The organism is Variovorax sp. SPNA7, assembly GCF_033807855.1.
GTDB lineage: Bacteria > Pseudomonadota > Gammaproteobacteria > Burkholderiales > Burkholderiaceae_C > Variovorax > Variovorax beijingensis.
On sequence record NZ_CP138513.1, the window covers coordinates 2,850,410 to 2,875,641 of the forward strand.

At 68.2% G+C, this 25,232-nt stretch carries 28 protein-coding genes; 20 read left to right on the top strand and 8 right to left on the bottom strand.

The genetic code is table 11. The features are described 5' to 3' along the window. The first annotated feature begins 4 nt into the window (after nt 1–4). Entirely contained in the window at nt 5–1,036 is a 1,032-nt protein-coding gene (locus tag RZE77_RS13270) for a class I fructose-bisphosphate aldolase (RefSeq protein ID WP_319442221.1), read from the top strand. Between the two features lie 3 nt (nt 1,037–1,039). On the opposite strand, the gene msrA is transcribed toward RZE77_RS13270, so the two are convergent. From msrA to RZE77_RS13295, 5 genes are all read right to left on the bottom strand, one after another. Next, nucleotides 1,040–1,741, bottom strand: a complete 702-nt coding sequence (gene msrA, locus RZE77_RS13275; protein ID WP_319442222.1) for a peptide-methionine (S)-S-oxide reductase MsrA — start codon at nt 1,739–1,741, stop codon at nt 1,040–1,042. A 166-nt stretch (nt 1,742–1,907) separates the two neighbouring features. Next, nucleotides 1,908–3,422, bottom strand: a complete 1,515-nt coding sequence (locus RZE77_RS13280) for an alpha/beta hydrolase family protein (protein WP_319442223.1) — start codon at nt 3,420–3,422, stop codon at nt 1,908–1,910. 184 nt (nt 3,423–3,606) lie between these two features. Then, nucleotides 3,607–4,506, bottom strand: coding sequence for a transglutaminase family protein (locus tag RZE77_RS13285; RefSeq protein WP_230537788.1), 900 nt, complete (start codon nt 4,504–4,506; stop codon nt 3,607–3,609). Nucleotides 4,507–4,539: 33 nt separating this feature from the next. Next, nucleotides 4,540–6,402: a bifunctional tRNA (5-methylaminomethyl-2-thiouridine)(34)-methyltransferase MnmC2/FAD-dependent 5-carboxymethylaminomethyl-2-thiouridine(34) oxidoreductase MnmC1 gene (gene mnmC, locus RZE77_RS13290; protein ID WP_319442224.1), complete on the bottom strand. Its 1,863-nt coding sequence runs from the start codon at nt 6,400–6,402 to the stop codon at nt 4,540–4,542. Between the two features lie 7 nt (nt 6,403–6,409). Next, a complete protein-coding gene (locus RZE77_RS13295; RefSeq protein ID WP_012748083.1) occupies nt 6,410–6,682 on the bottom strand; it encodes an oxidative damage protection protein in 273 nt (90 codons plus the stop codon). 137 nt (nt 6,683–6,819) lie between these two features. Here RZE77_RS13295 and RZE77_RS13300 point away from each other — a divergent pair, with 137 nt between their 5' ends. From RZE77_RS13300 to RZE77_RS13360, 13 genes are all read left to right on the top strand, one after another. After that, nucleotides 6,820–7,860 carry a sulfate ABC transporter substrate-binding protein gene (locus RZE77_RS13300; protein ID WP_319442225.1) on the top strand — a complete coding sequence of 347 codons (1,041 nt, stop codon included), beginning with the start codon at nt 6,820–6,822 and terminating at the stop codon, nt 7,858–7,860. Nucleotides 7,861–7,911: 51 nt separating this feature from the next. Beyond that, nucleotides 7,912–8,496: an NADPH-dependent FMN reductase gene (gene ssuE, locus RZE77_RS13305; RefSeq protein WP_319442226.1), complete on the top strand. Its 585-nt coding sequence runs from the start codon at nt 7,912–7,914 to the stop codon at nt 8,494–8,496. A 119-nt stretch (nt 8,497–8,615) separates the two neighbouring features. Further along, on the top strand, nt 8,616–8,750 hold the full coding sequence (locus tag RZE77_RS13310) for a hypothetical protein (protein WP_012748080.1): 135 nt from the start codon (nt 8,616–8,618) through the stop codon (nt 8,748–8,750). Between the two features lie 35 nt (nt 8,751–8,785). Continuing rightward, nucleotides 8,786–9,742, top strand: a complete 957-nt coding sequence (locus RZE77_RS13315) for a sulfonate ABC transporter substrate-binding protein (RefSeq protein ID WP_319442227.1) — start codon at nt 8,786–8,788, stop codon at nt 9,740–9,742. Further along, nucleotides 9,742–9,891 carry a hypothetical protein gene (locus tag RZE77_RS13320; RefSeq protein WP_319442228.1) on the top strand — a complete coding sequence of 50 codons (150 nt, stop codon included), beginning with the start codon at nt 9,742–9,744 and terminating at the stop codon, nt 9,889–9,891. The genes RZE77_RS13315 and RZE77_RS13320 overlap by 1 nt, the downstream gene beginning before the upstream one ends. 22 nt (nt 9,892–9,913) lie before the next feature. After that, nucleotides 9,914–11,083: an FMNH2-dependent alkanesulfonate monooxygenase gene (gene ssuD, locus RZE77_RS13325; RefSeq protein WP_319442229.1), complete on the top strand. Its 1,170-nt coding sequence runs from the start codon at nt 9,914–9,916 to the stop codon at nt 11,081–11,083. 9 nt (nt 11,084–11,092) lie between these two features. Next, a complete protein-coding gene (gene ssuC / locus RZE77_RS13330) occupies nt 11,093–11,947 on the top strand; it encodes an aliphatic sulfonate ABC transporter permease SsuC (protein ID WP_319442230.1) in 855 nt (284 codons plus the stop codon). Between the two features lie 11 nt (nt 11,948–11,958). Further along, entirely contained in the window at nt 11,959–12,933 is a 975-nt protein-coding gene (locus tag RZE77_RS13335; protein WP_319442231.1) for an aliphatic sulfonate ABC transporter substrate-binding protein, read from the top strand. Next, complete coding sequence (locus tag RZE77_RS13340; protein ID WP_319442232.1) at nt 12,930–13,760, top strand: ATP-binding cassette domain-containing protein; 831 nt, start codon at nt 12,930–12,932, stop codon at nt 13,758–13,760. Before RZE77_RS13335 ends, RZE77_RS13340 begins: the two co-directional genes overlap by 4 nt. A gap of 36 nt (nt 13,761–13,796) precedes the next feature. Continuing rightward, nucleotides 13,797–15,086, top strand: coding sequence for an O-acetylhomoserine aminocarboxypropyltransferase/cysteine synthase family protein (locus RZE77_RS13345; RefSeq protein WP_319442233.1), 1,290 nt, complete (start codon nt 13,797–13,799; stop codon nt 15,084–15,086). 62 nt (nt 15,087–15,148) lie between these two features. Then, a complete protein-coding gene (locus tag RZE77_RS13350; RefSeq protein ID WP_007829250.1) occupies nt 15,149–15,364 on the top strand; it encodes a TOBE domain-containing protein in 216 nt (71 codons plus the stop codon). Between the two features lie 139 nt (nt 15,365–15,503). Then, the gene (gene epsC / locus RZE77_RS13355) at nt 15,504–16,403 is read left to right on the top strand and encodes a serine O-acetyltransferase EpsC (RefSeq protein WP_319442234.1); all 900 of its coding nucleotides are present in this window, start codon (nt 15,504–15,506) and stop codon (nt 16,401–16,403) included. 72 nt (nt 16,404–16,475) lie between these two features. Then, nucleotides 16,476–17,843: an NAD(P)/FAD-dependent oxidoreductase gene (locus RZE77_RS13360; RefSeq protein ID WP_319442235.1), complete on the top strand. Its 1,368-nt coding sequence runs from the start codon at nt 16,476–16,478 to the stop codon at nt 17,841–17,843. Here RZE77_RS13360 and RZE77_RS13365 read toward each other — a convergent pair. Together RZE77_RS13365 and panE are read right to left on the bottom strand one after the other, a co-directional pair. Continuing rightward, a complete protein-coding gene (locus tag RZE77_RS13365; protein ID WP_319442236.1) occupies nt 17,830–18,534 on the bottom strand; it encodes an Asp/Glu/hydantoin racemase in 705 nt (234 codons plus the stop codon). The two genes, RZE77_RS13360 and RZE77_RS13365, sit on opposite strands and share 14 nt — an antisense overlap. Before the next feature lie 16 nt (nt 18,535–18,550). After that, nucleotides 18,551–19,483 (bottom strand): 2-dehydropantoate 2-reductase, encoded by a 933-nt coding sequence (gene panE, locus RZE77_RS13370; protein WP_319442237.1) that lies wholly within the window; start codon nt 19,481–19,483, stop codon nt 18,551–18,553. Nucleotides 19,484–19,656: 173 nt separating this feature from the next. On the opposite strand from panE, the gene RZE77_RS13375 reads away from it, so the two are divergent. Then, nucleotides 19,657–20,214 carry an NADPH-dependent FMN reductase gene (locus RZE77_RS13375; RefSeq protein ID WP_319432449.1) on the top strand — a complete coding sequence of 186 codons (558 nt, stop codon included), beginning with the start codon at nt 19,657–19,659 and terminating at the stop codon, nt 20,212–20,214. A gap of 70 nt (nt 20,215–20,284) precedes the next feature. On the opposite strand, the gene RZE77_RS13380 is transcribed toward RZE77_RS13375, so the two are convergent. Continuing rightward, on the bottom strand, nt 20,285–20,932 hold the full coding sequence (locus tag RZE77_RS13380; protein ID WP_319432451.1) for an FMN-dependent NADH-azoreductase: 648 nt from the start codon (nt 20,930–20,932) through the stop codon (nt 20,285–20,287). 131 nt (nt 20,933–21,063) lie between these two features. Here RZE77_RS13380 and RZE77_RS13385 point away from each other — a divergent pair, with 131 nt between their 5' ends. The 5 genes from RZE77_RS13385 to cysT all read left to right on the top strand — a co-directional run bounded on the left by RZE77_RS13385 (nt 21,064) and on the right by cysT (nt 25,231). Further along, nucleotides 21,064–21,978: a LysR family transcriptional regulator gene (locus RZE77_RS13385; protein WP_319442238.1), complete on the top strand. Its 915-nt coding sequence runs from the start codon at nt 21,064–21,066 to the stop codon at nt 21,976–21,978. Between the two features lie 114 nt (nt 21,979–22,092). Continuing rightward, nucleotides 22,093–22,734: a peroxiredoxin gene (locus RZE77_RS13390; protein WP_012748065.1), complete on the top strand. Its 642-nt coding sequence runs from the start codon at nt 22,093–22,095 to the stop codon at nt 22,732–22,734. A gap of 20 nt (nt 22,735–22,754) precedes the next feature. Further along, complete coding sequence (locus RZE77_RS13395; protein WP_319442239.1) at nt 22,755–23,330, top strand: RBBP9/YdeN family alpha/beta hydrolase; 576 nt, start codon at nt 22,755–22,757, stop codon at nt 23,328–23,330. After that, entirely contained in the window at nt 23,327–24,343 is a 1,017-nt protein-coding gene (locus tag RZE77_RS13400) for a sulfate ABC transporter substrate-binding protein (RefSeq protein WP_319442240.1), read from the top strand. Before RZE77_RS13395 ends, RZE77_RS13400 begins: the two co-directional genes overlap by 4 nt. Further along, nucleotides 24,344–25,231: a sulfate ABC transporter permease subunit CysT gene (gene cysT / locus RZE77_RS13405; RefSeq protein ID WP_319442241.1), complete on the top strand. Its 888-nt coding sequence runs from the start codon at nt 24,344–24,346 to the stop codon at nt 25,229–25,231. Nucleotide 25,232 lies beyond the last annotated feature (1 nt).

Consider the following 25,232-nt stretch of genomic DNA (forward strand, 5'->3'; position numbering starts at 1 on the left):
CATCATGACTGCACAGGCACTGATCGACACCGCCCGGGCGCTGGTCGCCGGCGACAAGGGCTTGCTCGCGATGGACGAGAGCAACGCCACCTGCCACAAGCGCTTTGCCAAACTGGGCATTCCGCAGACCGAGGACGCGCGGCGCGACTGGCGCGAGCTGATCGTCACCGCGCCGAACCTCGGCGCGTCCATCAGCGGCGCCATCCTCTTCGACGAAACCATCCGCCAGCGAACGAAATCGGGCGCGTCCTTCGTCTCGGTGCTCGGCGGCGCGGGCATCATTCCCGGCATCAAGGTCGATACCGGGGCGAAGCCGCTGGCGGGCCACCCCGGGGAGACGGTCACCGAAGGCCTGGATGGCCTGCGCGAACGGCTGGCGGAATATGCCGGCATGGGCGCGCGCTTTGCCAAATGGCGCGGCGTCATCACGCCCGGCCCCGGCCTGCCCAGCCGTGCATGCATCGAGGTCAACGCCCATGCGCTGGCCCGCTACGCGGCCCTGTGCCAGGAGGCCGGACTCGTTCCCATCGTCGAGCCCGAGGTGCTGATGGAGGGCGACCATTCCCTCGCGCGCTGCGCGGAAATCACGGAAGAGACGCTGCACACGGTGTTCGTCCAGCTGCGCCTGCAGGGCGTGCTGCTCGAAGGCATGCTGCTGAAGCCGAACATGGTGCTGCCCGGGCAGGACTGCCCGAAGCAGGAGAGCGTGGAAGAAGTCGCCGACGCCACGGTGTCGTGCCTGCGGCGCATCGTGCCCGCGGCCGTGCCGGGCATCGCCTTCTTGTCGGGCGGGCAGTCGGCGCAGCTTGCGTCGGCCCGGTTGAATGCCATGAACGCGAGAGCCGGGTCGCGGCTGCCGTGGGCGCTGGCGTTTTCATACTCGCGCGCCGTCCAGCAGCCGGCGCTGGATGCCTGGAAAGGCGATGCCGCCAACGTTGCGGTGGCGCAGCAGGCGCTGGTGCACCGTGCCCGCTGCAACCAGGCCGCGCGCCGCGGCGCCTACGACGCGCTGGCGGACGCGCCGAAACCCGGCTGAGCATCAGCCGCCCTTTGCCGCATTCACCAGCACGGGGGTCGACCGGTAGCTCTCCGGGAACAGCTTCTTCAGTTCCTCGATCTTCGGCTGGTCGTTGAACACGATGTATGCGTGCCTCGGATGGCGCGTGAGGAAGTCCTGGTGATAGGCCTCGGCCGCATAGAACGGCTTCGCCATTTCGATGGTGGTCGCCAGCGGCTTGCCGAAGGTCCTGGCCTGGTTCAGCTGCACGACGTAGGCCTTCGCGATGTGGGCCTGTTCGGCGTTCTCGGCAAACACGGTGGAGCGGTATTGAGGGCCTGTGTCCGGCCCTTGCCGGTTCAGCTGGGTCGGGTCGTGCGCCACCGAGAAATAGATCTGCAGCAGCTTGCCGTAGCTGATCTGCCGCGGGTCGTAGGTGATGCGCACCGATTCGGCATGGCCGGTGCGGCCCGAGCGCACGTCGTCATAGCGCGCCACCTTCGCTTCGCCGCCTGCATAGCCGGACACGGCGTTGTTCACGCCCTTGACCCGCTGGAACACGCCTTGCACGCCCCAGAAGCAACCACCGGCGAACACGGCGATGTCGTATTTCGTGGTGGGCGAGGCCGGCAGGTCGACCGCGGGCGCCGGCACGCGCCGGGCCGGCTCTGCGAACGAAGGCGCGGCATGCCAGGCCAGCGCCACGGCGGCGAGCATGCCGGCGGTGAGTGCGGGGATTCTCATGTGCTGTCCTTGAAGGAGGCTGGGGTGCCAGGCCGATGGGGCGACATTGCAGCCGATTCCAGCGGACGTCAATGTCCGGGGCAGCGCTCGCGGGTGGCCTGTGGGTGGAGGCGATGCCACAGCGTGGGCGCCGAGCATCTGCCGATCCACAGGCCGATCACACCGCTCAGGGCGGGCAGGGGCGCGCGGCGGCTGCGTTCGGACGCGTCGCCTGGCTGGTGCTGCTTTCGTCCACCGTGCCGAGCGGGCGCGTGAACGTGCAGCCATAGGCCGGGTCCGCCACCGTGGCCGCAGTGACCACGTCGTCGCCCGCCGGCTTCACGCCATCGCGCTCCCACTTGACCATCGCGTCGAAGGCCTCGGCCTGCTCGGCGATCGTGAAGTCGCAGTGCGAGATGCCGCGCACCGCGCGCTGCACCAGCCAGCCGCCGTTGCCCTTGGCCGCCACGCGCTGGTGGTAGATCTGCTGCATGCTGAAGGGCACGTAGAGGTCGCCCAGCGTGTGCAGCGAGACCACCGGAATCCTGAACTCGCCGTTGGCCTTGGGGATCCAGCGCAGGCCGTCGGTGCGCAGGCGGTTCGCATCGGCCGCCGCGCTGAGCTTGAGCACCGCGGCGTTCAGCGCCGTCGTGCCCGGCTCGTCGCCGTCGATGGTGTAGGTGAAGCGGTTGGTGTCGAGCGTGCTCCTGTTCAGGATGCCGTTGACCGTGCCGTCGCTGCCGAACACGCCCCATACCGCCGCGAACGAGCCGCCCTGCGTGAAGCCCAGGTCGAACATCGGCCGCTCGCCGCCCGTGAGGTTCTTCACCACCGAGCCGAACTTCAGGCCGGTGGCCGTGGGCGTGCCCGGGAAGGCGGTGTACAGCGTGCCCGTGACCTGCGCCCGGATGTCCAGCCAGTTGACGCTCGGGTACTTGGGCAGCCCCGCCAGCGCCTGCGCGGCGACCTGCGCGCCCGCGAAGTAATCGAACAGCTCGGTGTCGCCCATCACGCCGCACATCGGCACCGCGCCGTGGTACTTCACCTTGTGGTTGGCGGTGGCATAGGCCTCGTCCTCGATGGCCGCCGCCGTGATGTGGCCGCCCATCGAATGGCCCGTGATGTAGATCCTCGAGGGCGCCGCGAGCTCGCGGCCGTTGGCCTTGGCGATGGCGTTGAATTGCAGGGCCAGCGCGTTGGTGTCTTCCACGCCCGCGCGCACGTCGTAGAAATTCTTGCTGTAGCTCGAGGCGGCCCAGGCGTAGCCGTTCTGGATCAGGAAGCGGCGGATGGAGGGGTTGTTCACCTGCAGCAGGTTGCTTTCGCCGGCGTAGCCATGCGCGTACATCACGAGCTTGCCGTTCCAGTTGGCGGGCACCTCGATGCGGTACTGCGCGCCGCCGAGCATGCCGGCCCAGCGGCTGGTGGTGGTGTTGTCGATGGTGTCGCCGGCATCTGGGGCGAGCGCCGCGAAGGTGGTGGCCGCGGGATCGGCGGGCGCGAAGGAATTGCGGCTGTCCTGCAGGCGCGTTTCTTCGGGCGGCGGGGGTGGCGGGGGCGGAGGAGGCGGTGCCGGCGGCGCGGGTGCCGGAGCCGGCGGCAGTGGCGTGAAGGCAAAGCCGTTGCCGCCGCCGCCCCCGCCGCAGGATGCGACGGCAAGGCTGGCTGCAAGGGCAAGAAATGTCAGGCGCGCGGAATGCATGGGATGTCTCTCTCCGTTCTTGTGTTGTTGGGAAGAAGCCCGGCGCAGCGCAGCCTCGCGCGGCCGTAGAGAACGACCGTGCTATTTCGCTGGACCGGCGGCGCAGCGTAGGGGCGTTGCCGGGCGCATCGGCCCGGGCTTTCCCGTAGCTGCTATCTCCTGCGCGACACCCTTGCGCGCTGCGTCAGCCCTTGCGGCGCGTCACCACCACCGTGGCTTCGAGGCCGTCGTAGGCCTCGGCGTCGCCATACCAGCTGCCCGAGATCGGTGCGGCCTGCGCCGGGTCGCGCGTGACGCCGACGCGGATCAGCTGGCCGCTGCCCATGAGGTTGTTGGTGGGATCGAAGGCGAGCCAGCCGATGCCCGGCAGGTAGGCCTGCAGCCAGGCGTGCGTGGTGCCGGCGCCGGTCATCGATTCGCCGGGCGCCTGGGCCGCGCGGTCGAGCGCGGCGTCGTAGAGATAGCCCGAGACGAAGCGCGTGGCAATGCCCAGGCGCCGCGCGGCCTCCATCATCAGGAGCGCGTAGTCGCGGCAGCTGCCGCTGCCGAGCGCCAGCGTCTGCAGCGGCGTCTGCGTGCCTTCCTCGTCGCGCGCCTTGTATTCGAGGCTCTGGCCGATGTGCGCGTTCATGCGCGCGAGCACTTCGCGCGTGCTGTTGGGCTGGTCGGTGTGCAGGAACTGGTGGGCCCAGCGGATCAGCGTGCCGTTGGCGTCGTCGTCGTGGTGCGGGCGCAGGTAGTGCTCGAGGTCGAGGCGCTCCTGCACCGAATAGGCGAAGGGCAGGAACTCGGCGGCCGGGTCGAGCGCGAGCTGGTCCTGCTGCGCCGGCACGTGCTCGATGGTGAAGGAGCACACGATGCGCAGCTCCGTGGCCTCGCCCATGGGCTGCACCAGCGCGACCGAATTCGAATGCGGGTCCTGGATCAGCCGCGTGAACGACTCGGGGCTCACCTGCAGGTCGGTGGCGAGCACGCGCAGGTCGTGGCTGTCGCGCGGGCGGAACATCACCCGGTGCAGACCGAAGGTGACCGGCTTCTTGTAGCGGTAGACAGTGGTGTGCGTGATGTCGTATTGGATGGCCATGCGCTGCATTCTGGGGCCTTGGCGCGGCAGCGCCTACGCTTGCGTTCGCTGGGTGGCAAGCGCCTTGGCCAGATTGGCCGGCAGCGGCAGCGGTTCGCCATGCCATTGCGCGGCCAGCAGTTCGGCGCACAGGGCCGCGAAGCTCAGGCCGCGCGAGCCCAGCGCGGTGCAGGCCCAGCGGCCCGGCGCACCGGCTGCATCATCGGCATCGAGCGGGCCGACCAGCGGCCGGCGGTCGCCCGATGCGCAGCGCACGCCGACCCATGCGTTGACCTGGCCGCGATCGAAGCTCGCGGCCAGTGCGGCGGCCGCTGTGGGAAGCAGCCGCTCCAGGCGCTCGCGGTTGGCGGCGGCATCGGCGCCGTTCGCCTCGAGATCGGTGCTGTCGCGGTCGAAGGTGGCGCCGGCCAGCCAGAGCTGGGTGCCGTCGTCGTCGGCGGGTACGTGCGCGATCAGGTGGCCATCACCGTTGATGGGTGTCGCGGGCAGCCCGTCATCCGCTGCCATGGCACCCCACATGACCTGCCCGCGCACGGGCTGCAATGGAAGCCCCGGTGCGAAGCGGCCCGATTCGAAACCTGCGGCGATGACCACGCGCTCCGCCTCGGCCAGCAACTGGTCCGCCGCATCGAACAGCTGCCAGGCGCCGCCGCCGTGCGCCATGCGCGCCACCCGCGTGTTAGCGCGGAACTCGATCCCCGGCCCGCGCAGCCAGGCCGTGATCAGCCGCTGCGGCCGTACCCAGCCCGCGCGCGCATGCCAGAGGGCCGGCGCATCGGCCGGCAAGCGGGCCTCTGCCAACTGCGCGGCACTCGCGGGCCACGACTCATTGGGGCCGCCGTCGCTCCACCCGGCGGGAACCCGCGTATCGCCCTCGGGCCGGCGTTCCAGCACGCCGCTGGCGCGCCAATCGCGGCCTTCCTCCAGCAGCCGTTCCAGTTCATGCCACGTCGCGCGGATGCCGGCGCGCGTGAGCCGCGACAGCAGGGCATCGTCTGGCGAGACATGCGGCGCCATCACGCCGACCGGCAGTCCGGACGCGCCGGCCGCGGGACGTTCGGCCGCATCGAGCACCGTGACCTGCCATCCGCGCCGCGCCAGGCTGGCGGCCACGGCCGCGCCCGCCAGCCCGGCACCGATCACGGCGCAGCGGCCCGGTGCTTCGATGTGCGCGGGCGCGGGGCCGCGGCGGCGTACGGTCCAGGCCGGCGCGAACACGCCGGCCAGGCAGTCGCGCTTGGGCGGCAGGCCTGGGCGGCTTTCGAGCTGGAAGCCGTTCTGCGAGAGCGCATCGCGCACCGCACGGGCATAGGTCCAGCTGGCAAGGCCGGTGCCCTGGCGCGCAAAGCGCGACACCGCCTTCAGCGTGTCGGCCGACCACATGGCCGGGTTCTGCTGCGGGCTGAAGCCGTCGAGAAAGATGCTGTCGGCCTCGAAGCGCTGCGCGCGCAGCATCGGCTGCACGTCGCCGATGCACAGCGTGAGCAGCACGTGGCCGGCGTCGAAGGCCAGCCGGTGAAAGCCCGGCAGCAGCCCATGCCACTGCGCGGCCAGTTGCTCGGCCAGCGGCATCAGCTCGGGGTAGGCCCCGGCGGCGCGCAGCAGGTCATGGGGCCCGACCGGGTACGCCTCGACCGAGACGTAGTGCAGCATCCGCGGCCGGTTCGCATCCGCGCGCCACGCCTGCCAGCTTGTCAGGAAATTGAGGCCGAGCCCGAATCCGGTTTCGAGAATCCGCCATTGCGGCCGCCCGGACCAGGCGCCGGGCAGGCCGCAGCCGCCCAGGAACACGTGGCGCGACTGCGCCAGCGCCCCGGTTTCGGTGTGATAGATGTCGTCGAAGCGCTCGCTGGACGGCACGCCGTCGGCGCGCCAGGCGACGGGCTCGGCGGCCAAGGCGGGCTCAGTTCGAGGGGGGAACGTAGCCCTGCGCGACGTCCGCGCCTTCGCCGAAGAAGTGCTTTTCCATCTGGCGGGCCAGGTACTGGCGGGCGCGCAGATCGGCCAGGTTCAGCCGGTTCTCGTTGACCAGCATGGTCTGCTGCTTGAGCCAGGCGGCCCAGGCTTCCTTGCTGACGTTCTCCCACAGGCGCTTGCCCAGTTCCCCGGGGTAGGGCGGGAAGTCGAGCCCTTCGGCTTCTTTGCCGAGCTTGATGCACTGAACCATGCGTGCCATTTTTGATTGCCTCTGGTGGGGAAAGCGGTTGCTTAGTTGATTTGGCTATTTAGAACTGAAAACTCGGTCGTTCCAGTTTCTATATGTCGTATTGAGAATACGCAGCTTCATTGATATGCCTTTTTGAGCAAGACACCATGAGCCTTCGCCGCGACTTTATCAAGCTTTCCCTGGGTGCCGGCGTGGCCGGTGCCATGGCCCTGACGGCATTGCCGTCGTTCGCGCAGCAGGGCGCGGCCCCCGTGACGCTGCTCAACGTGTCGTACGACCCGACGCGCGAGCTCTACGTCGACTACAACCGCGCGTTCGCCAAATACTGGAAGGGCAAGACCGGCCAGGACGTGACCGTCAAGCAGTCGCACGGCGGTTCGGGCAAGCAGGCGCGCTCGATCATCGACGGCATCGATGCCGACGTTGCCACGCTGGCGCTGGGCGGCGACATCGACGCGCTCGCCAAGCACGGCGGCCTCGTCAAGGCCGACTGGCAGAAGCGGCTTCCGCAGAACTCGGCGCCCTACACCTCGACCATCGTGTTCCTGGTGAAGAAGGGCAATCCCAAGGGCCTGAAGGACTGGGACGACCTCGTGAAACCCGGCGTGCAGGTGATCACGCCCAACCCCAAGACCTCCGGCGGCGCGCGCTGGAACTACCTGGCCGCCTGGGAATTTGCCAAGCGCAAGTACGGCAGCGACGCCAAGGCCAAGGAATACATCGGCAATCTGTTCAGGAACGTGCCCGTGCTGGACGCCGGCGCGCGCGGCGCCACCATCACCTTCGTGCAGCGCGGCGTGGGCGACGTGCTGCTGGCCTGGGAGAACGAAGCCTTCCTGGCCCTGAAGGAATTCGGCGCCGAGAAGTTCGAGATCGTGGTGCCGTCGATTTCCATCCTGGCCGAGCCCACCGTGGCGGTGGTCGACAAGGTGGTCGACAAGAAGGGCACCCGCGCGGTGGCCGAGGAATACCTCAAATACCTGTATTCGGACGAAGGCCAGGACATTGCGGGCCGCAACTTCTACCGCCCGACCTCGGAAAAGGCCAGGGCCAAGTACGACAAGCAGTTTCCCAAGCTCACGCTGGTGAGCATCGACCAGGCCTTCGGCGGCTGGGCCAAGGCCGACAAGGAGCACTTTGCCGACGGCGCTTCCTTCGACCAGATCTACACGGCCAAGCAGAAGTAATTCGCCCCGCACCCTCGAAGCGAAATTCCGAAGAAAACCGAAAGTCCCCCTGTGTCCGTTCTCCTGATTGCCGGCAGTCCTTCCGCACCTTCGCGTTCCAGCGCCTTGCTCGAGGCCGTGGGCGAGCGGCTGGCCGGCCGCAGCGCCCATATCGAACGGCTCGCGATCCGCGACCTGCCGGCCCAGGCGCTGCTCCTGGCCGACTGGAACCATCCGGCCATCGAGCGCGCCATTGCGCAGGTGGCGCATGCGCGCGTGGTCGTGGTGGCGACGCCGGTCTACAAGGCCGCCTACAGCGGCGTGCTGAAGGTTTTTCTCGACCTGCTGGCGCAGAACGCGCTCAAGGGCAAGACCGTGCTGCCGCTGGCCACCGGCGGCAGCCCGCACCACATGCTCGCGCTCGACTACGCATTGCGGCCGGTGCTGCATGCGCTGTCGGCGCGCCACATCCTGCCGGGCGTCTACGCGACCGATTCGCAGATCACGCTCACGCCCGAGAACGCCTACCAGGTGCACGCCGACCTGGCCGAGCGGCTCAACGAGGCCGTCGAGGTGCTCGCGACCGAAGGGCTGAAGCTGCCGGCCACGCATGGCTTCGAGCCGGTGCCGTTCTCCAGGGTGCGATGTAGTGTCTAGAACGGGTTCTTGATCGAACCCGAGTCCGGCCAGCCCCATTCCTGTTCCCGTTTTTGAAGTCGCGTCTTGCGCGACCAGGGCACAGCTTTGCCTGAAGTTTTTGCTCAAGGAATCCACGCATGAACCCCGTTGCCACCGAAGACTCCGCACTCGACGCGCAGCCCCGCTCCATCTGGAAGGCGCTGCGGGACCTGGCCATCAGCACGATCGTGGTGACCGCCATCGCGCTCATCGTCGGCTTCATCTCGGCCTGAGGCCACCAGCATCGGCATTCGAAAAGGACGAGCCCATGACTTCCATCTCCATTCCGCGCCGCCGCCTGCTGCAGGGCGCCGCTACCGCAATTGCGTTGCCTTCCTTCGCCGCGCTGGCCCAGGCGCCGGCGCGCCAACTGCGCATCGGCAACCAGAAGAGTTCGCTCAGCATCCTCAAGGGCCGCGGCACGCTCGAGAAGCGGCTGGCGCCGCTCGGCGTGGCCGTGAAGTGGACCGAGTTCACTGCCGGCCCGGTGCAGCTGGAGGCCCTCAACGTCGGCTCCATCGACTTCGGCGACGTGGGCGAGGCGCCGCCGATCTTCGCGCAGGCCGCCGGCGCGCCGCTGGCCTACGTGGCCACCACGCTGCCGCGGCCCCAGTCGGAAGCCGTGCTGGTGCCCAAGGGCTCGGCCATCAGGACCGTGGCCGAGTTGAAGGGAAAGAAGGTCGCGCTCAACAAGGGCTCGAACGTCCACTACTTCATCGTCAAGCTGCTCGAGAAGCACGGCCTTGCCTACAGCGACCTGAACCTCGTCTACCTGCCGCCGGCCGACGCGCGCGCGGCGTTCGAAAAGGGCTCGGTCGATGCATGGGTGATCTGGGACCCGTTCCTTGCCGCCGCCGAGAAATCGCTCGAGGCCCGCATCCTGGCCGACGCGACCGGCGTGGTGGGCAACCGCGGCTACTACTTCTCGTCGCTCGGCTACGCGGCAAAGAACGCCGACGTGCTGGCCATTGCGATCGAAGAGATCAACAAGGTCGACCTCTGGGGCACCGCCAACAAGAACGAACTTGCCGCCGAGCTGGCCGCCCTCTGGGGCCTGCCGAAGCCGGTGGCCGACCTGTCGGTGGCACGCGCGGCCTACGGGACCAGTCCCATCAGCAAGGCCGTGCTCGCCGAGCAGCAGAAGATCGCCGACGCCTTCTTCGACCTGAAGCTGATCCCCCGAAGGATCAACGTGCTCGAGGCCGCCGCGGCGGGCATCGCGTGATGCAGGAAGTCTTGCGCGACCGCGCCGCCCGCGTGCTTGCCACGACCACGCGCGCCTGGGGCATTGCCGAGCGGCGGCGTGTGCGCACCGCATTGCCGCGCTTGCGCTGCGCGCTGCCCCGCGTGCGCGGTGTCTTCTTCGCGATCTGACTCAGCACCACGGAAAGACGACATGCAGATATTCTGGTTTCTCCCCACCCATGGCGACAGCCGCTATCTCGGCACCAGCGAAGGCGCGCGGCCCATCGACCTGGCCTACCTGCAGCAGATCGCGGGCGCGGCCGACCAGCTCGGCTACGAAGGCGTGCTGATTCCCACCGGCCGCTCCTGCGAAGACCCGTGGGTGATCGCCTCGAGCCTGATCGGCGCGACCAAGAACCTCAAGTTCCTGGTGGCGGTGCGGCCCGGCCTGCACCAGCCCAGCCTGGCGGCGCGCATGGCCGCGACCTTCGACCGGCTCTCGGGCGGCCGCCTGCTGGTGAACCTGGTCACCGGCGGCGACCAGGCCGAGCTCGAAGGCGACGGCGTGTACCTGGACCATGCGGCGCGCTACGAGCAAACGGCCGAGTTCATCCGCATCTGGCGCGAGATCCTTGCGCGCAGCCACAGTGGGCAAGCCTTCGACTACGAAGGCCGGCACCTGAGCGTGAAGGGCGCGAAGCTGCTCTATCCGCCGGTGCAGGAACCCTATCCGCCGGTGTGGTTCGGCGGCTCGTCGGCCGCCGCGCACGAGCTTGCGGCCGAGCAGGTCGATGCCTATCTCACATGGGGCGAACCGCCCGCGGAGGTGGCCAGGAAGATCGCCGACGTGCGCAACCGCGCCGCGCGCAAGGGCCGTACGGTCGAGTTCGGCATCCGGCTGCACGTGATCGTGCGCGAGACCGAGGACGCCGCATGGAAGGCCGCCGAAGAGCTGATCAGCCGCGTCGACGACGAGACCGTGATCCGCGCCCAGGCTGCCTTCGCGCGCATGGATTCCGAAGGCCAGCGCCGCATGGCCGCCCTGCATGCCGGTGGCGCCAGGCGCTCGCGCGCCGAGCTCGAGATTTCCCCCAACCTCTGGGCCGGCGTCGGCCTGGTGCGCGGAGGCGCGGGCACGGCGCTGGTGGGCGACCCGCAGACCGTGGCGGCGCGCATCGAGGAATACGCGGCGCTCGGCCTGGACAAGTTCATTCTCTCGGGCTACCCGCATCTCGAAGAGGCCTACCGCTTCGCCGAGCTGGTGTTCCCGCTGCTCTCGCGCAAGGCGCGGTCGCGGCTCGCGGGCGGCTCGCTGAGCGGGCCGTTCGGCGAAGTGGTCGCCAATCTCGATGCGCCTTCGCGCCTCGCCTCCCAAAGCTAAGGACCTCCCATGACGGAACAAGTACAGGAACTGCCGGCGGTTGCGCCTTCTTCAGAAGAAAACGCCGGCGGCGCGCTCAAGGCCTTCGGCGCCAGCGTGGCGGTTCGGCTGGTGCCGTGGCTGGTGCCGGTGGGGCTGATCGTCTTCTGGCAGATCGCTTCGTCGCTGGGCTGGCTCTCCACGCGGGTGCTGCCGGCACCGGTGGACGTGGTCAAGGCCGCCTGGGGGTTGGCGGTGTCGGGCGAGCTCTGGACGCACGTCAAGGTGAGCGCGGGACGTGCGCTCGCGGGCCTTGCGATCGGCGGCGGAACGGGGTTGGTGCTGGGCCTCTTGACGGGCTCGGTGAAGTTCTTCGAGACGCTGCTCGATTCGACCATCCAGATGGTGCGCAACATTCCCGCGCTGGCGCTCATTCCGCTCGTGATCCTGTGGTTTGGCATCGACGAATCGGCCAAGCTGTTCCTGATCTCGGTGTCGGTGTTCTTTCCGATCTACCTCAACACCTTCCACGGCATCCGCAACGTCGATCCGCAGCTGATCGAGATGGGGCGCACCTACGGGCTTTCGCGCTGGCAGCTGTACCGCGAGGTGATCCTGCCCGGCGCGCTGTCGTCCATCCTGGTGGGCCTGCGCTTTTCGCTGGGGCTGATGTGGGTGATTTTGATCGTGGCCGAAACCATCTCGGCGCAGGCCGGCATCGGCTATCTCACGATGAACGCCCGCGAGTTCCTGCAGACCGACATCGTGCTGGTGGGCATCCTCTTGTATGCGCTGCTCGGCAAGCTGGCCGACCTGTTCGCGCGCGGGCTGGAGCAATGGTGGCTGCGCTGGCATCCGGGCTACCAGAAGAAGACGGCGAAGTGAGGGCAGGGCACATGAAGAACATCCTTTCGCGACGCGCGGCCATCGCCACGCTGGGCGCACTGGGCGCCGGTGCCGCGTTCGCGCAGGGCGGGGCCACGCGGCCCGTCACCGTGCGGCTCGGCTACCAGAAATCCTCGACGCTGATCGCGCTGCTGAAGGTGCAGGGCACGCTCGAAAAGCAGCTCGCCCCGCTCAACGCCACGCTGAGCTGGCACGAGTTCACCAGCGGCCTGCCGCTGCTCGAGGCGCTGAACCTCGACAACCTGGACATCAGTGCCGACGTGGCCGACACCGTGCCGGTGTTCGCGCAGGCCGCCGGCGCCGACCTGACCTTTGTCGCGCAGGAAGCGCCGTCGCCGGCCGCGCAGGCCATTCTCGTGCGCGAGGACTCGCCGCTCCGGTCGGTGGCCGACCTGAAGGGAAAGAAGGTCGGCTTCGCCAAGGCGGCCGGCGCGCACTACCTGCTGATCGCGGCGCTGGAGAAGGCCGGCCTGTCGTTCAGGGACATCGATCCCGCCTACCTGACGCCGGCCGACGGCCGTGCCGCCTTCGAGCGCGGCGCCATCGACGCCTGGGTCGTGTGGGACCCGTTCCTGGCGGCCGCGCAGCGCCAGGCCAGGGTGCGCGTGCTGGCCGATGGCACGGGCATCGCCTCGTACCAGCGCTACTACCTTGCCAGCACCAAGTTCGCGAAGGCGCGCCCGGACGTGCTGCGCGTGGTCTATGCCGAGCTCGAGAAAACCGGCCGATGGGTCAAGCAGAACCCGAAGGAAGCCGCGGCGCCGCTGTCGCCCGTATGGGGCCTGGACGCGGCAACCATCGAGCAGGCCAACGCCCGCCGCAGCTACGCGGTGCGTCCGGTGGTGGCCGAAGCGCTGGCCGAACAGCAGCGCATCGCCGATGCCTTCTTCGCGGAAAAGCTGCTGCCTAGAAAGATCAACGCGCTCGACGTGGCGCTCTTCCAACCGGGCCTGAAATCATCATGAATGCTGTTCTGAAAGACACACGGCCGCTGGCCATCTCGGGCGGCGTTCGCCTGGAGGCGCGCGGCCTGCACAAGCGCTATGGCGAGCGCGAGGTGCTGCGCAACGCGCAGCTCGCCATCGAGCCGGGGCAGTTCATCGCCATCGTCGGGCGCAGCGGCTGCGGCAAGAGCACGCTGCTGCGGCTCATTGCCGGACTCGAGAAGGCCAGCGCCGGCGGGCTCTACACGGACGGCAAGGCCATCGACGGCCTGCACGACGACACCCGGATCATGTTCCAGGAAGCGCGCCTGCTGCCGTGGCGCCGCGTGCTCGACAACGTGACGCTCGGTCTGCCCGCCGAGGCCAAGGCGCGCGGCAAGGAGGTGCTCGCGCAGGTGGGCCTGGCCGACCGCGAGAACGAATGGCCGGCGCGCCTGTCGGGCGGCCAGCGCCAGCGGGTGGCGCTCGCACGGGCGCTGGTGCATCACCCGCGCCTGCTGCTGCTCGACGAGCCGCTGGGCGCGCTGGACGCGCTCACGCGCATCGAGATGCATCGCCTCATCGAGAACCTGTGGCAGCGCCACCGCTTCACCGCGCTCTTGGTGACGCATGACGTGCAGGAGGCCGTGGCGCTCGCGGACCGCGTGATCCTGATCGAGGACGGGCGCATCGCGCTCGACGAGAACATTGCGCTTGCCAGGCCGCGCTCGCAGGGCGACTCGGCGTTCGCGGCCATCGAGAAACGCATCCTCGACCGCGTGCTGCAGAAGCCCGAAGACACCGAATCCGCCGCCACGGACGCCAACTGGCTGCAGCCTTCGGCGCATACGCTGCGCTGGGCGATCTGAATCCACCGTTCATCCACAAAGAAGAAAGGCAGTCGCATGTCGCAGAACTGGAAATTCGAAACCCTGTCGGTGCACGCCGGCTACTCGCCCGAGCCGACCACGCGCGCCGTGGCGCCGCCCATCTATCAAACGGTGGCCTATGCCTTCGACAGCGCGCAGCACGGCGCCGACCTGTTCGACCTGAAGGTGCCGGGCAACATCTACACCCGCATCAACAACCCGACGCAGGACGTGCTCGAGCAGCGCGTGGCCGCGCTCGAGGGCGGCATCGCGGCACTTGCGCTGGCCTCGGGCCAGGCGGCCGTGACCTATGCGATCCAGACCATTGCCGAGGCGGGCGACAACATCGTCAGCAGCACCGCGCTGTATGGCGGCACCTACAACCTGTTCGCGCACACGCTGCCGCAGTTCGGCATCACCACGCGCTTCGCGGACCACCGCGACCCGAGCAGCTTCGAGAAGCTGTTCGACGAGAAGACCAAGGCGGTGTTCGTCGAATCGCTCGGCAACCCAGCCGGCAACGTGACCGACATTGCGGCCATCGCCGAGATCGCGCACCGCCACGGCGTGCCGCTGATCGTGGACAACACGGTGCCTTCGCCCTACCTGAGCCGGCCCATCGAACACGGCGCCGACATCGTGGTGCACTCGCTCACCAAGTACCTGGGCGGCCACGGCACCAGCATTGGCGGCGCCATCGTCGATTCGGGCAAGTTCCCGTGGGCGGAACACAAGCAGCGCTTCAGGCGCCTGAACGAGCCCGACGTGAGCTACCACGGCGTGGTCTACACCGAGGCGCTGGGCCCGGCCGCCTACATCGGCCGCGCGCGCGTGGTGCCGCTGCGCAACACCGGTGCGGCGATCTCGCCGTTCAACGCCTTCCTGATCCTGCAGGGCATCGAGACGCTGGCGCTGCGCATGGACCGCATCAGCAGCAATGCACTTTCGGTGGCCCAGCACCTGAAGACGCACAAGGCCGTGAACTGGGTCAACTACGCGGCGCTCGAGGACCATCCCGACCATGCATTGGCAAAGAAGTACTTCGGCGGCCGGTCCAGCGGCGTGCTGACCTTCGGCATCGGCGCCGGCCGCGAAGGCGGGGCGAAGTTCCTCGATGCGCTCAAGCTCTTCACGCGGCTCGTGAACATCGGCGACGTGCGCTCGCTCGCCACGCACCCGGCCTCCACCACGCACCGGCAGCTCTCGCCCGAAGAGCTGGCGCGGGCCGGCGTCACGGAAGACACCGTGCGCCTGTCGGTCGGCATCGAGCACATCGACGACCTGGTCGCCGACCTCGACCAGGCGCTGGCTGCCGCCGCGGGGTGACCGCCTTGCCCCTGTTCCTCATGCCAGAACCCTTCCTTCAACCTCAAAGAGAAAGAAACACCATGTCCATCCAAGCCATCAACGTCCGCAACCAGTTCAAGGGCAAGGTCCGCGAGATCATCCGCGGCGACGTCGTCTCCGAAGTCGACGTCGAAACCGCCTGGGGCATCGTCACCTCGGTCATCACCACGCGCTCGGTCGACGAACTGCAGCTCAAGGTGGGCTCCGACGTGGTCGCTCTCGTGAAGTCGACGGAGGTTTCGATCGCGAAGCTCTGACGGACCCTCGGGCTTGCGAACAACCCGGCGCCGTGTTGGCGCCGGGTTTTTTCCGGTTGCAGCAGCCGGGTTTTCAGTTCTTGGCACATCAGCCGCGGGCTTCTACAGTGTGATGTACAAAACGCCCGGAGAGAAAGCCATGGCCAATTTCGAAGTAGGCGACATCGTCCGCGCGCTGCACGCGGCGCGCGACGAGTGGCGCGATTCACAGCGCCGCTCGCGCGAGCCCGGCACGCGCGAGTTTCCGTCGCGCGATGCGCTGACGCAGGTCATCGAATCGCTCAAGGGCGCTCTGTTTCCGATGCGGCTCGGCCCGCCCGACCTGCGCCACGAGAGCGAGGATTTCTACGTCGGCCACACGCTGAACACCGCCCTGCAGGCACTGCTGGTGCAGGCGCGGCTGGAGCTCAACTACAACGCCCGCCACGAGCCGCGCCCCTCGAGCGAGATCGACGGCATCGCCACCGAGGCCATCCGCCAGTTCGCGAACGCGCTGCCGCAGCTGCGCCGCCAGCTCGACGCCGATGTGCTCGCCGCCTACCAGGGCGACCCGGCGGCGCGCAGCGTGGACGAGGTGCTGCTGTGCTACCCGGGCGTGCTCGCGATGATCCACCACCGGCTGGCGCACGAGCTCTACACACTCGGCTTGCCGCTGCTGGCGCGCATCGTGGCCGAGCTCGCGCATGCGCAGACCGGCATCGACATCCACCCCGGCGCGCAGATCGACGCGGGCTTCTTCATGGACCACGGCACGGGCGTGGTGATCGGCGAGACGGCGGTCATCGGCAAGCGAGTGCGGCTGTACCAGGCCGTGACGCTGGGGGCCAAGCGCTTTCCGACTGATGCCGAGGGCAACCTGCAGAAGGGCCTGCCGCGCCACCCGGTGGTGGAGGACGACGTGGTGATCTATGCGGGCGCCACCATCCTCGGGCGCGTGACGCTCGGCAAGGGTGCGGTCATCGGCGGCAACGTGTGGATCACCGACGACGTGCCCGCGGGCGCGAGCGTCACGCAGGCCAGCCTGCAGAACGCGCCATAGGAAGGCACCGAGGGGCGGGCGGCTTCGGCCGCGCTATGCTTGGCGGTTGTCACTCATGTTGCTTGCCTTCGCATGTCCTTGCCTCAAGCTACTTCCTCCGCTTCTTCCGCTCCCCCGGCGGCCGATGAGTCCTGCGACGTCCTCGTCATCGGCGGCGGCCCCGCGGGCTCCACGATCTCGGCGCTGCTCGCGCAGCAGGGCCGCAAGGTGGTGCTGCTCGAAAAGGAGCACCACCCGCGCTTTCACATCGGCGAATCGCTGCTGCCGGCGAACGTGGAGCTGTTCGACAAGCTCGGCGTGCGCGACCAGGTCGAGAAGATCGGCATGCCGAAGTTCGGCATCGAGTTCGTCTCTCCCGAGCATGAGCACCGCAGCTACGTGGACTTTGCCGAAGGCTGGGACAAGTCGCTCGATTCGGCCTGGCAGGTGCGCCGCTCGGAACTCGACGAGCTGCTGTTCCGCAATGCCGCCACGCGCGGCGCGCAGGCGCTCGAAGGCTGCAAGGTGCGCGACGTGGCCTTCGATGCCGATGGCGCCACGGTGCAGGCCCAGATGGACGACGGCGCCCGGCGCAGCTGGCGCGCGCGCTTCGTGGTCGATGCCACGGGCCGCGACACGCTGCTGGCCAACAAATTCCGCTGCAAGGAAAAGAACCCCGACCACAACAGCACGGCGCTGTTCGGCCATTTCACCAACGCCGAACGGCTCGAGGGCAAGAAGGAAGGCAACATCAGCATCTGCTGGTTTGCGCACGGCTGGTTCTGGTTCATTCCGCTGGCCGACGGAACCACCAGCGTCGGCGCGGTCTGCTGGCCGTACTACCTGAAGACGCGCGACAAGCCGCTGAAAGACTTCTTCTACGACACCATCGCGCTGTGCCCGGTGCTGGTGGAGCGGCTGAAGCACGCCACGCTGGTGGACGATGCGGTGCACGCCACCGGCAACTTCTCGTATTCGAGCACGCACGCGACGGGCGACCGCTACCTGATGCTGGGCGACGCCTTCACCTTCATCGACCCGATGTTCTCGTCGGGCGTGTACCTGGCGATGCACAGCGCCTTCGACGGCGCGGAGCTGGTGGCCACCGCGCTCGACCGGCCGGCCGAACTGGCGCCGGTGCGCGAGAGTTTCGAGGCCATGATGCGCAAGGGGCCGCGGGAGTATTCGTGGTTCATCTACCGCGTGACCAACCCGACCATCCGCGACATGTTCATGTACCCGGGCAATCCCTTCCGCGTGAAGGAGGGGCTGATGTCGCTGCTGGCCGGCGACATCTACCGCGGCACGCCGATATGGCGGGCGCTCGGCATGTTCAAGTTTCTCTATTACTTCATCTCGATCACCCACCTGCGCCGCACGTGGGCCGGCTGGAAGCGGCACCGCTTCAACATCCGCGACTTGGGCGCATTGAAGGGCGAGACGATCCTCAAGTCGGAGTAGCCGGGGTCGTGCCCCACGGCGCCCACGCCGAGCGCGAGGCGCGCAGCGTGGCCACGGCATGCGCAACGCCCGGCCCGGGACTGCCGAGCACCTCGATGCCGAGGTCTGCCAGTTCGCCCGCGACGGGGGCCATCGAGGCCTGCGCCAGAACCACCACGTCGGCGCCGATGGCGGCGCTGCGGATTGCGCTGGCCAGCATCTCGATATAGCGGGCGCTGTCGCCGGCCTCGAAGTGCGGCCAGGCCTCGGCGACCAGGAGCGCGCTCGGCCTGACGCCGACGCCGGCCTGCGCGGCGGCCGAAAGAACCAGCGCGGTGGTCGGCTCCAGCGTGCTTTCGAGCGCCGCCGCAATCAGCACGCGCGGGCCCGCGCGCACGGCGCGGTCGGCCATCGCGCGGTCGATGCGCTGGGCCGCGAAGGCGCCGCCGGTGGGGGTTTTTTCCGCAATGGCGCCGATGGTCGAGCAGGTGCACGCCACCACGGCGGCGCCCTCGGATGCAGCCTCGCGCATGGCCTCGTGCACGCGCGCGGCCAGCATCGGGTTCTCGATGCCCACGGCGCGGGCTTCGTGCAGCAGTTCCTCCATCACCAGGTGGCGCACCTCCAGCTCGGGCGCGATCTCGCGGGTCAGGCGCTCGAAGGTCGGCACATGGACCTGCGCCGTGTGGAGGAAGGCGATGGCGTCGTTCATCGCGCAGAAAGCCTCATCAGGCCGCTTCGCGGGCGCGCCGCGCCTCGTAGGCCTTCAGGTGGACGTAGGCCGTGCGCAGCACCGAAGGAGAGGACGAAGAGGCGGCGGGCGCGCGGCCCAGCAGGTCGCCGACGATGTGGTCGGCCTCGATCGGCGCGCCGCGCACGATGTCCTTGTACATGGAGGCGGTCATCGGGGAGCCCGGCGCCGTCATCATGGCGCGGCCGCGCTCGACGGCTTCCGGGCGCGGCGTGAAGCCGTTGTGCGCGGCAATGGCGCAGCACTCGTCGAAGATCGCGAGCGCCACGTCCTGGCCGCCCGCGCTCGCGATGTCGCCGATGGACGCGCGCATCAGGCTCGTGAGCCCGGCGGCCGAGGCGATGAAGACCCACTTCTCCCACATGTCCTGCGAGATGTTCTCGCTCAGCGTGGCGTCGAACTTCGCGCCCGCGAACTGCGCGGCAATGGCATCGACCCGCGCCGAGCGTCCGCCCGCGCGCTCGCCGAAGGCCAGGCCGTGCATGTCGTTGAGGTGCAGCACGCGGCCTTCGTCGTCCAGCGTGGCGGAGATCATGCACAGGCCGCCGAGCACGCGTTCGCTGCCGAAGCGCTCGGCCAGGCGGTCGATGTGGCTCATGCCGTTGAGCAGCGGAAGAATGACCGTGTCCGGGCCGACGGCCGGCGCGAAAGACGCCATGGTCGCGTCGAGGTCGTAGGCCTTGCTGCCGACCACGACCACGTCGAACGGCGCCCGGATGTCCTCGGCCAGCACGTGGGGAGGCGAGGGCAGCTGCAGGTTGCCGAAGGGGCTCTGCACCACCAGCCCGGTCTTCGCGATCTGTGCCGCCCGCCGCGCTCGCAGAAGGAAGGTGACGTCGCGCCCCGCCTCCAACAGCCGGCCGCCGAAATAACCACCGAGTGCACCGGCACCCACCATCAGAAATCGCATCGTGAACTGCTCCTCGAACCAAAAGGCTCGGGCGATGATGCACGCGATTGCGCAAGCCTGCTGCGCATGCCGCAAAGCCACGGCGGGGCCGAAGAGCTTTTCTGGAAAAGGTCTTGGGCGCTTCGCATAATCGTTCCGGTCATGTTTTCCCCAACCCAAAAGGAGCTTCATCCATGAGCCAGACCCGAATTGCGGTGATCGTCGGCAGCCTTCGCAAGGATTCGTTCAACCAGAAGCTGGCTCTTGCGCTGGCGCACCTCGCGCCGTCGGACTTCACGTTCGAGCACCTGCGCATCGACGACCTGCCCCTGTACAACCAGGACGATGACGGCAACCAGGCGCCTTCGGTGAAACGGCTCAAGACCGAGATCGCGGCGGCCCAGGGCCTGCTGTTCGTCACGCCCGAATACAACCGCTCGGTTCCCGGCGTGCTGAAGAACGCGATCGACCATGCCTCGCGCCCCTATGGGCAGAGCGCCTGGGCCGGCAAGCCCGCGAGCGTGGTGGGCATTTCGGTGGGCGCCACCGGCACCGCGCTGGCACAGCAGCACCTGCGCAACGTGCTGGCCTATCTCGACGTTCCGACGATGGGCGCGCCGGAGATCTTCCTGCAGTTCAAGGAGGGCCTCTTCGACGACAAGGGCCACATCGGCAACGAAGGCACGAAGAAGTTCCTGCAGGGCTGGATGGACAAGTACGTGGCCTGGGTCAAGAGCCACGCGGCCGCCTGAGGCAGCCGAACCCGCCAACGAAAAATGCCGCCCCGGGGGCGGCATTTTTCGTTGGGGCAAGCAGAAAGGCTCAGGCCGCCTGCGCCACGTCCTTCTGGTTGGCGGCTTCGGCCGTCGCGGCCCGGATGTCGACGCGTGCCGCGGCCAGCGCGGCGGTCTTGGTGGCATCGCCCATGGCCACGCCTTCGGCGCGCACGAAGCGCACGTCGGTGATGCCGAAGAAGCCGAACACCACCTTCAGGTAGCTCTCCTGGTGTTCCGCGGCCTGGCCGCCTTCGGTGGTCGAGTAGATGCCGCCGCGGCTGGACGCCACGATCACGGTCTTGCCGCCGGCCAGACCCACGGGGCCCTTGTCGGTGTACTTGAAGGTGCGGCCGATCTGCGCGAGCCGGTCGATCCAGGCCTTGAGCTGGGTCGGCACCGAAAAGTTGTACAGCGGCGCGCCCACCACGATGACGTCGGAAGCCAGGAACTGGCTCACGAGCTGTTCCGAGAGCGCGTTCTCGCGTTGCTGGGCTTCGGTCGGCTGGGCCTGCACGCCGGTCTTGATGCCCAGGGCGTCGGCGCCGAAGTGCGACGGGGCGTTGGCGGCGAGGTCGAGGTACTCGACCGTGGTGTCGGGATGCGCGGCTTTCCAGGCGGCCACGATCTCGGCCGTGAGGAGGCGGGAGGTCGAATTGGCACTCAGGATGCTGGAGTCGATGTGGAGCAGCTTCATGGTCGATCACTTTCGTGTGGAGGGTCGGCGCTCAAAGGTGGCCGGCGATGGCGTAATTCTATTTTTGATGCGAGTGGGCGATAAGTAGCCAAATTTTGACTACATCGTTCCATATGCAGGACAATCTTCGCATGCAAGACCTCAACGACATGGTTTTCTTCGCCGAAGTGGCAGAGCGCGGCGGCTTTGCCGCGGCCAGCCGCGCGCTCGGCATTCCCAAGTCGCGCCTGTCGCGCCGCGTGGCGGAGCTGGAAGACCGGCTCGGCGTGCAGCTGATGCAGCGCAGCACCCGGCGGCTGTCGCTCACGCCGGCGGGCGAGATCTTCCTGCGGCATTCGGCCGCGGTGCGGGACGCGGCCCAGGCGGCGACCGAGGCGGTGGCGCAGGTGCACACCGATCCCTGCGGCACGGTCCGCCTGAGCTGCCCGATCACCATCGCCCACAGCGGGCTCGCGCAGCTGCTGCCGCGCTTCATGGAGCGCTACCCGGCGGTGCGCGTCGACCTGCGCGTCATGAACCGGCCGGTGGACCTGATCGAGGAGGGCATCGACATCGCGCTGCGCGTGCGCCCCGCCATCGAGGACAGCACCACGCTCGTGGCCAAGGTGCTGGGCACCAGCCGCGCCGTGCTGGTGGCCCGGCCCGAGCTGCTGCAGCGCCTGGGCCCGGTCCGCACCCCGGCCGACCTCGAGCGGCTGCCGACGACGGCCATGTCGGCCAACGGCGAAGGCCGCAGCGAATGGCGGCTCGAGGGGCCGAACGGCGAGATCCATGTGCACGTCCACACGCCGCGCTGCGTGGCGGACGACCTAGCGACGCTGCAGCTGGTTGCGCTCGAGGGCGTGGGCGCGACGCTGCTGCCGGGCTACATGTGCCGCGCCGACGTGGAGGCGGGCCGGCTCGCGCAGGTGCTGCCCGGCTGGGGGCCGGCGCCGGTGATCGCGCACATGGTCTTTCCGCAGCGCCGCGCCCTGGTGCCCGCGGTTCGCCAGCTGATCGACTTCCTGGCCGAGCACATGAGCGGGAGCCAATCGGGCATGTATTAGCCGGATTGGCCGCCCCTTATGCGGAAAACGCCATAACCAAACAAGTAGATATTCGTTTGGCATTGAAGCTGCACTTCGCACAATCCCAGGCTCCCATCCATCCAAGGAGCGACCATGGCGACCCTGCGACTCGGCGACACAGCCCCCAATTTCACCCAGGATTCCAGCGAAGGCCCCCTCGACTTCTACCAGTGGGCCGGCGATTCGTGGGTGGTGTTCTTCTCGCACCCGGCCGATTTCACGCCCGTGTGCACCACCGAACTCGGCAAGACCGCGGCGCTGTCGGGCGAATTCGCCAAGCGCGGCGTGAAGCCCATCGCGCTGAGCGTCGACCCGGCCACCAAGCACAAGGAGTGGATCGGCGACATCAACGAGACGCAGAACACCACCGTCAACTTTCCGATCATTGCGGACCACGACCGCAAGGTGGCCGACCTGTACGACCTGATCCACCCGAACGCATCGGCCACCGCCACAGTGCGCAGCGTGTTCATCATCGATCCGAAGAAGGTGATCCGCGCGACCATCACCTACCCGGCATCGACCGGCCGCAACTTCGACGAGATCCTGCGCGTGATCGACTCGCTGCAGCTCACCGACAGCCACAAGGTGGCCACGCCGGTGAACTGGAAGGACGGCGACGACGTGGTCATCATCCCGAGCATCCAGGATCCGGCCGAGCTGGCCGAGCGCTTCCCCAAGGGCTTCAAGGCCGTGAAGCCTTACCTGCGCATCACGCCGCAGCCCAACAAGTAAGCGGGCAGGGCGGCGCCTTCATGCAGACTTCCGTGATCATCGTGCCCGGCTGGCGCGACTCCGGGCCCGGCCATTGGCAGAGCCTGTGGGAAGAGCGCATTCCGGGCGCGGCGCGGGTGGTGCAGGACGACTGGGCATCGCCCAAACGCGAGGCCTGGGTGGCCACGCTGGCCAGGCTGGTGCTCGAAAGCCCCGGGCCGGTGGTGATTGCCGCGCACAGCCTGGGCTGCATCGCCACGGCGCACCTGCCGGCCGAGGCGGCCGCGCGCATCCGCGGGGCTCTGCTGGTGGCGCCGGCCGATCCGGAGCGCCGGGCCGTGCTGTCGGACTTCGCGCCCGTGCCCTATGCGGCGCTGCCGTACCGCAGCATCGTGGTGGCGAGCAGCAACGATCCGTATTGCCCGATCCGCCTGGCCGGCGCCTATTCCCGCGCCTGGGGCAGTGAGTTTGTCCGCATGCAGAATGCGGGCCATATCAACATCGATTCGGGACATGGAGACTGGCCGCTCGGCCTCGCCTTGCTCCAGTCGCTGACCGACGAGCCCGCCGCCTGGCCGGGGGGCCGTGAATTTTCAGAAAACTTGGCAACCACATGACTTCCAGATTCAAGACCTTCGCCGCCGTGCTCGCGCTGGCGTCTTCCGCATTCGCGGGCACCAGCGCCTTCGCCCAGGGCAGCACGCTGCTCAACGCCTCGTACGACGTGGCGCGCGAGTTCTACAAGGACTACAACGCGGCGTTCGTGGCCAACTACAAGAAGACCACCGGCAAGGACGTGAAGATCGACCAGTCGCACGGCGGCTCCAGCGCCCAGGCGCGCGCGGTGGCCGACGGCCTCGATGCCGACGTGGTGACCATGAACACCACCACCGACATCGACTTCCTGGCCAGCACCGGCGTGGTCGCGAAGGACTGGAACAAGAAGTTCCCCGAGAACGCATCGCCCACCACCTCGACCATGCTGTTCCTGGTGCGCAACGGCAACCCCAAGGGCATCAAGGACTGGGAAGACCTCGTCAAGCCCGGCGTGCAGGTCGTGATCGTCAACCCCAAGACCGGCGGCAACGGGCGCTACGCCTACCTGGCGGCCTGGGGCTACGTCAAGAAGAAGGGCGGCACCGACGCCCAGGCGGCCGAGTTCGTCGGCAAGCTGTTCAAGAACGTGCCGGTGCTGGCGCGCGGCGGCCGCGACGCCACCACCGCCTTCCTGCAGCGCAACATCGGCGATGCGCTGATCACCTTCGAATCCGAAGTGGTGTCGATCGACCGCGAGTTCGGCACGGGCAAGGTCGACTCGGTCTACCCGTCGATCAGCATCGTGGCCGAGAACCCGGTGGCCATGGTCGAGCGCACGACCAAGAAGAAGGGCACCGGCGAACTCGCCAAGGCCTACCTCGACTGGCTCTACTCTGAAGAAGCGCAGGAAATCGCCGCCAAGCACGCGCTGCGCCCGCGCTCGCAGGCCGTGCTCAAGAAGTACGCCGCCACCTTCAAGCCGCTGCAGCTGTTCACGGTGCAGGAACTGTTCGGCAGCCTTGGCGATGCGCAGAAGGTGCACTTCAACGACGGCGGCCAGTTCGACAAGCTCTACACGCCCGGCGCAAAGTAAATGAGCGGCGCTGTTTCTTCGGCGCTCCCGTCCGCGGGAGCGCCGCTTTCGCATGTGAACCGGGCAGGGGGTTCCAAGCGGGTGCTGCCGGGCTTTCACATCACGCTCGGCTTCTCCATTCTTTACCTGAGCCTGATCGTGCTGATTCCGCTTTCGGCGCTGGTCTTCAAGACCTTCACGCTGAGCTGGGAGCAGTTCTGGGTGGCCGTGACCGCGCCGCGCGTGATGGCCTCGTACCGGCTCACCTTCGGCGCCTCGCTGATCGCGGCCCTGGTGAACGCGGTGTTCGGCCTGCTCGTGGCCTGGGTGCTGGTGCGCTACAAGTTTCCGGGCAAGCGCATCGTCGATGCGCTGGTCGACCTGCCGTTCGCGCTGCCGACGGCCGTGGCCGGCATCTCGCTCACGGCGCTGCTCGCGGGCAACGGCTGGATCGGGCAACTGCTCGAGCCGCACGGCATCAAGCTCGCGTTCACGCCGGCGGGCATCGTGATTGCGCTGATCTTCATCGGGCTGCCCTTCGTGGTGCGCACGGTGCAGCCGGTGCTCGAAGACGCCGAAAAAGAGCTCGAGGAAGCCGCCACGTCGCTCGGCGCGACGCGGCTGCAGACCTTCACGAAGGTGATCTTCCCGTCGATCGCGCCGGCGCTGCTCACGGGCTTTGCGATGGCCTTCGCACGCGCCATCGGCGAGTACGGCTCGGTGATCTTCATTGCCGGCAACATGCCGATGATCTCGGAGATCACGCCGCTCATCATCATCGGCAAGCTGGAGCAGTACGACTTTGCGGGCGCCACCGCGGTCGCGCTCGTGATGCTGGTCATTTCATTCGTCCTGCTGCTGGTCATCAACGGCCTGCAGGCGTGGCAGCGCAAGCGCGCGGGAGCTTGAG

Bases quoted from the DNA above. Each gene is read 5' to 3' on its own strand.
- RZE77_RS13270 (WP_319442221.1), top strand. From the start codon at position 5: ATGACTGCACAGGCACTGATCGACACCGCCCGGGCGCTGGTCGCCGGC.
- msrA (WP_319442222.1), bottom strand. From the start codon at position 1,741: ATGAGAATCCCCGCACTCACCGCCGGCATGCTCGCCGCCGTGGCGCTG.
- RZE77_RS13280 (WP_319442223.1), bottom strand. From the start codon at position 3,422: ATGCATTCCGCGCGCCTGACATTTCTTGCCCTTGCAGCCAGCCTTGCC.
- RZE77_RS13285 (WP_230537788.1), bottom strand. From the start codon at position 4,506: ATGGCCATCCAATACGACATCACGCACACCACTGTCTACCGCTACAAG.
- RZE77_RS13295 (WP_012748083.1), bottom strand. From the start codon at position 6,682: ATGGCACGCATGGTTCAGTGCATCAAGCTCGGCAAAGAAGCCGAAGGG.
- RZE77_RS13300 (WP_319442225.1), top strand. From the start codon at position 6,820: ATGAGCCTTCGCCGCGACTTTATCAAGCTTTCCCTGGGTGCCGGCGTG.
- RZE77_RS13310 (WP_012748080.1), top strand. From the start codon at position 8,616: ATGAACCCCGTTGCCACCGAAGACTCCGCACTCGACGCGCAGCCCCGC.
- RZE77_RS13315 (WP_319442227.1), top strand. From the start codon at position 8,786: ATGACTTCCATCTCCATTCCGCGCCGCCGCCTGCTGCAGGGCGCCGCT.
- RZE77_RS13320 (WP_319442228.1), top strand. From the start codon at position 9,742: ATGCAGGAAGTCTTGCGCGACCGCGCCGCCCGCGTGCTTGCCACGACC.
- ssuD (WP_319442229.1), top strand. From the start codon at position 9,914: ATGCAGATATTCTGGTTTCTCCCCACCCATGGCGACAGCCGCTATCTC.
- ssuC (WP_319442230.1), top strand. From the start codon at position 11,093: ATGACGGAACAAGTACAGGAACTGCCGGCGGTTGCGCCTTCTTCAGAA.
- RZE77_RS13335 (WP_319442231.1), top strand. From the start codon at position 11,959: ATGAAGAACATCCTTTCGCGACGCGCGGCCATCGCCACGCTGGGCGCA.
- RZE77_RS13340 (WP_319442232.1), top strand. From the start codon at position 12,930: ATGAATGCTGTTCTGAAAGACACACGGCCGCTGGCCATCTCGGGCGGC.
- RZE77_RS13345 (WP_319442233.1), top strand. From the start codon at position 13,797: ATGTCGCAGAACTGGAAATTCGAAACCCTGTCGGTGCACGCCGGCTAC.
- RZE77_RS13350 (WP_007829250.1), top strand. From the start codon at position 15,149: ATGTCCATCCAAGCCATCAACGTCCGCAACCAGTTCAAGGGCAAGGTC.
- epsC (WP_319442234.1), top strand. From the start codon at position 15,504: ATGGCCAATTTCGAAGTAGGCGACATCGTCCGCGCGCTGCACGCGGCG.
- RZE77_RS13360 (WP_319442235.1), top strand. From the start codon at position 16,476: ATGTCCTTGCCTCAAGCTACTTCCTCCGCTTCTTCCGCTCCCCCGGCG.
- RZE77_RS13365 (WP_319442236.1), bottom strand. From the start codon at position 18,534: ATGAACGACGCCATCGCCTTCCTCCACACGGCGCAGGTCCATGTGCCG.
- panE (WP_319442237.1), bottom strand. From the start codon at position 19,483: ATGCGATTTCTGATGGTGGGTGCCGGTGCACTCGGTGGTTATTTCGGC.
- RZE77_RS13375 (WP_319432449.1), top strand. From the start codon at position 19,657: ATGAGCCAGACCCGAATTGCGGTGATCGTCGGCAGCCTTCGCAAGGAT.
- RZE77_RS13380 (WP_319432451.1), bottom strand. From the start codon at position 20,932: ATGAAGCTGCTCCACATCGACTCCAGCATCCTGAGTGCCAATTCGACC.
- RZE77_RS13385 (WP_319442238.1), top strand. From the start codon at position 21,064: ATGCAAGACCTCAACGACATGGTTTTCTTCGCCGAAGTGGCAGAGCGC.
- RZE77_RS13390 (WP_012748065.1), top strand. From the start codon at position 22,093: ATGGCGACCCTGCGACTCGGCGACACAGCCCCCAATTTCACCCAGGAT.
- RZE77_RS13395 (WP_319442239.1), top strand. From the start codon at position 22,755: ATGCAGACTTCCGTGATCATCGTGCCCGGCTGGCGCGACTCCGGGCCC.
- RZE77_RS13400 (WP_319442240.1), top strand. From the start codon at position 23,327: ATGACTTCCAGATTCAAGACCTTCGCCGCCGTGCTCGCGCTGGCGTCT.
- cysT (WP_319442241.1), top strand. From the start codon at position 24,344: ATGAGCGGCGCTGTTTCTTCGGCGCTCCCGTCCGCGGGAGCGCCGCTT.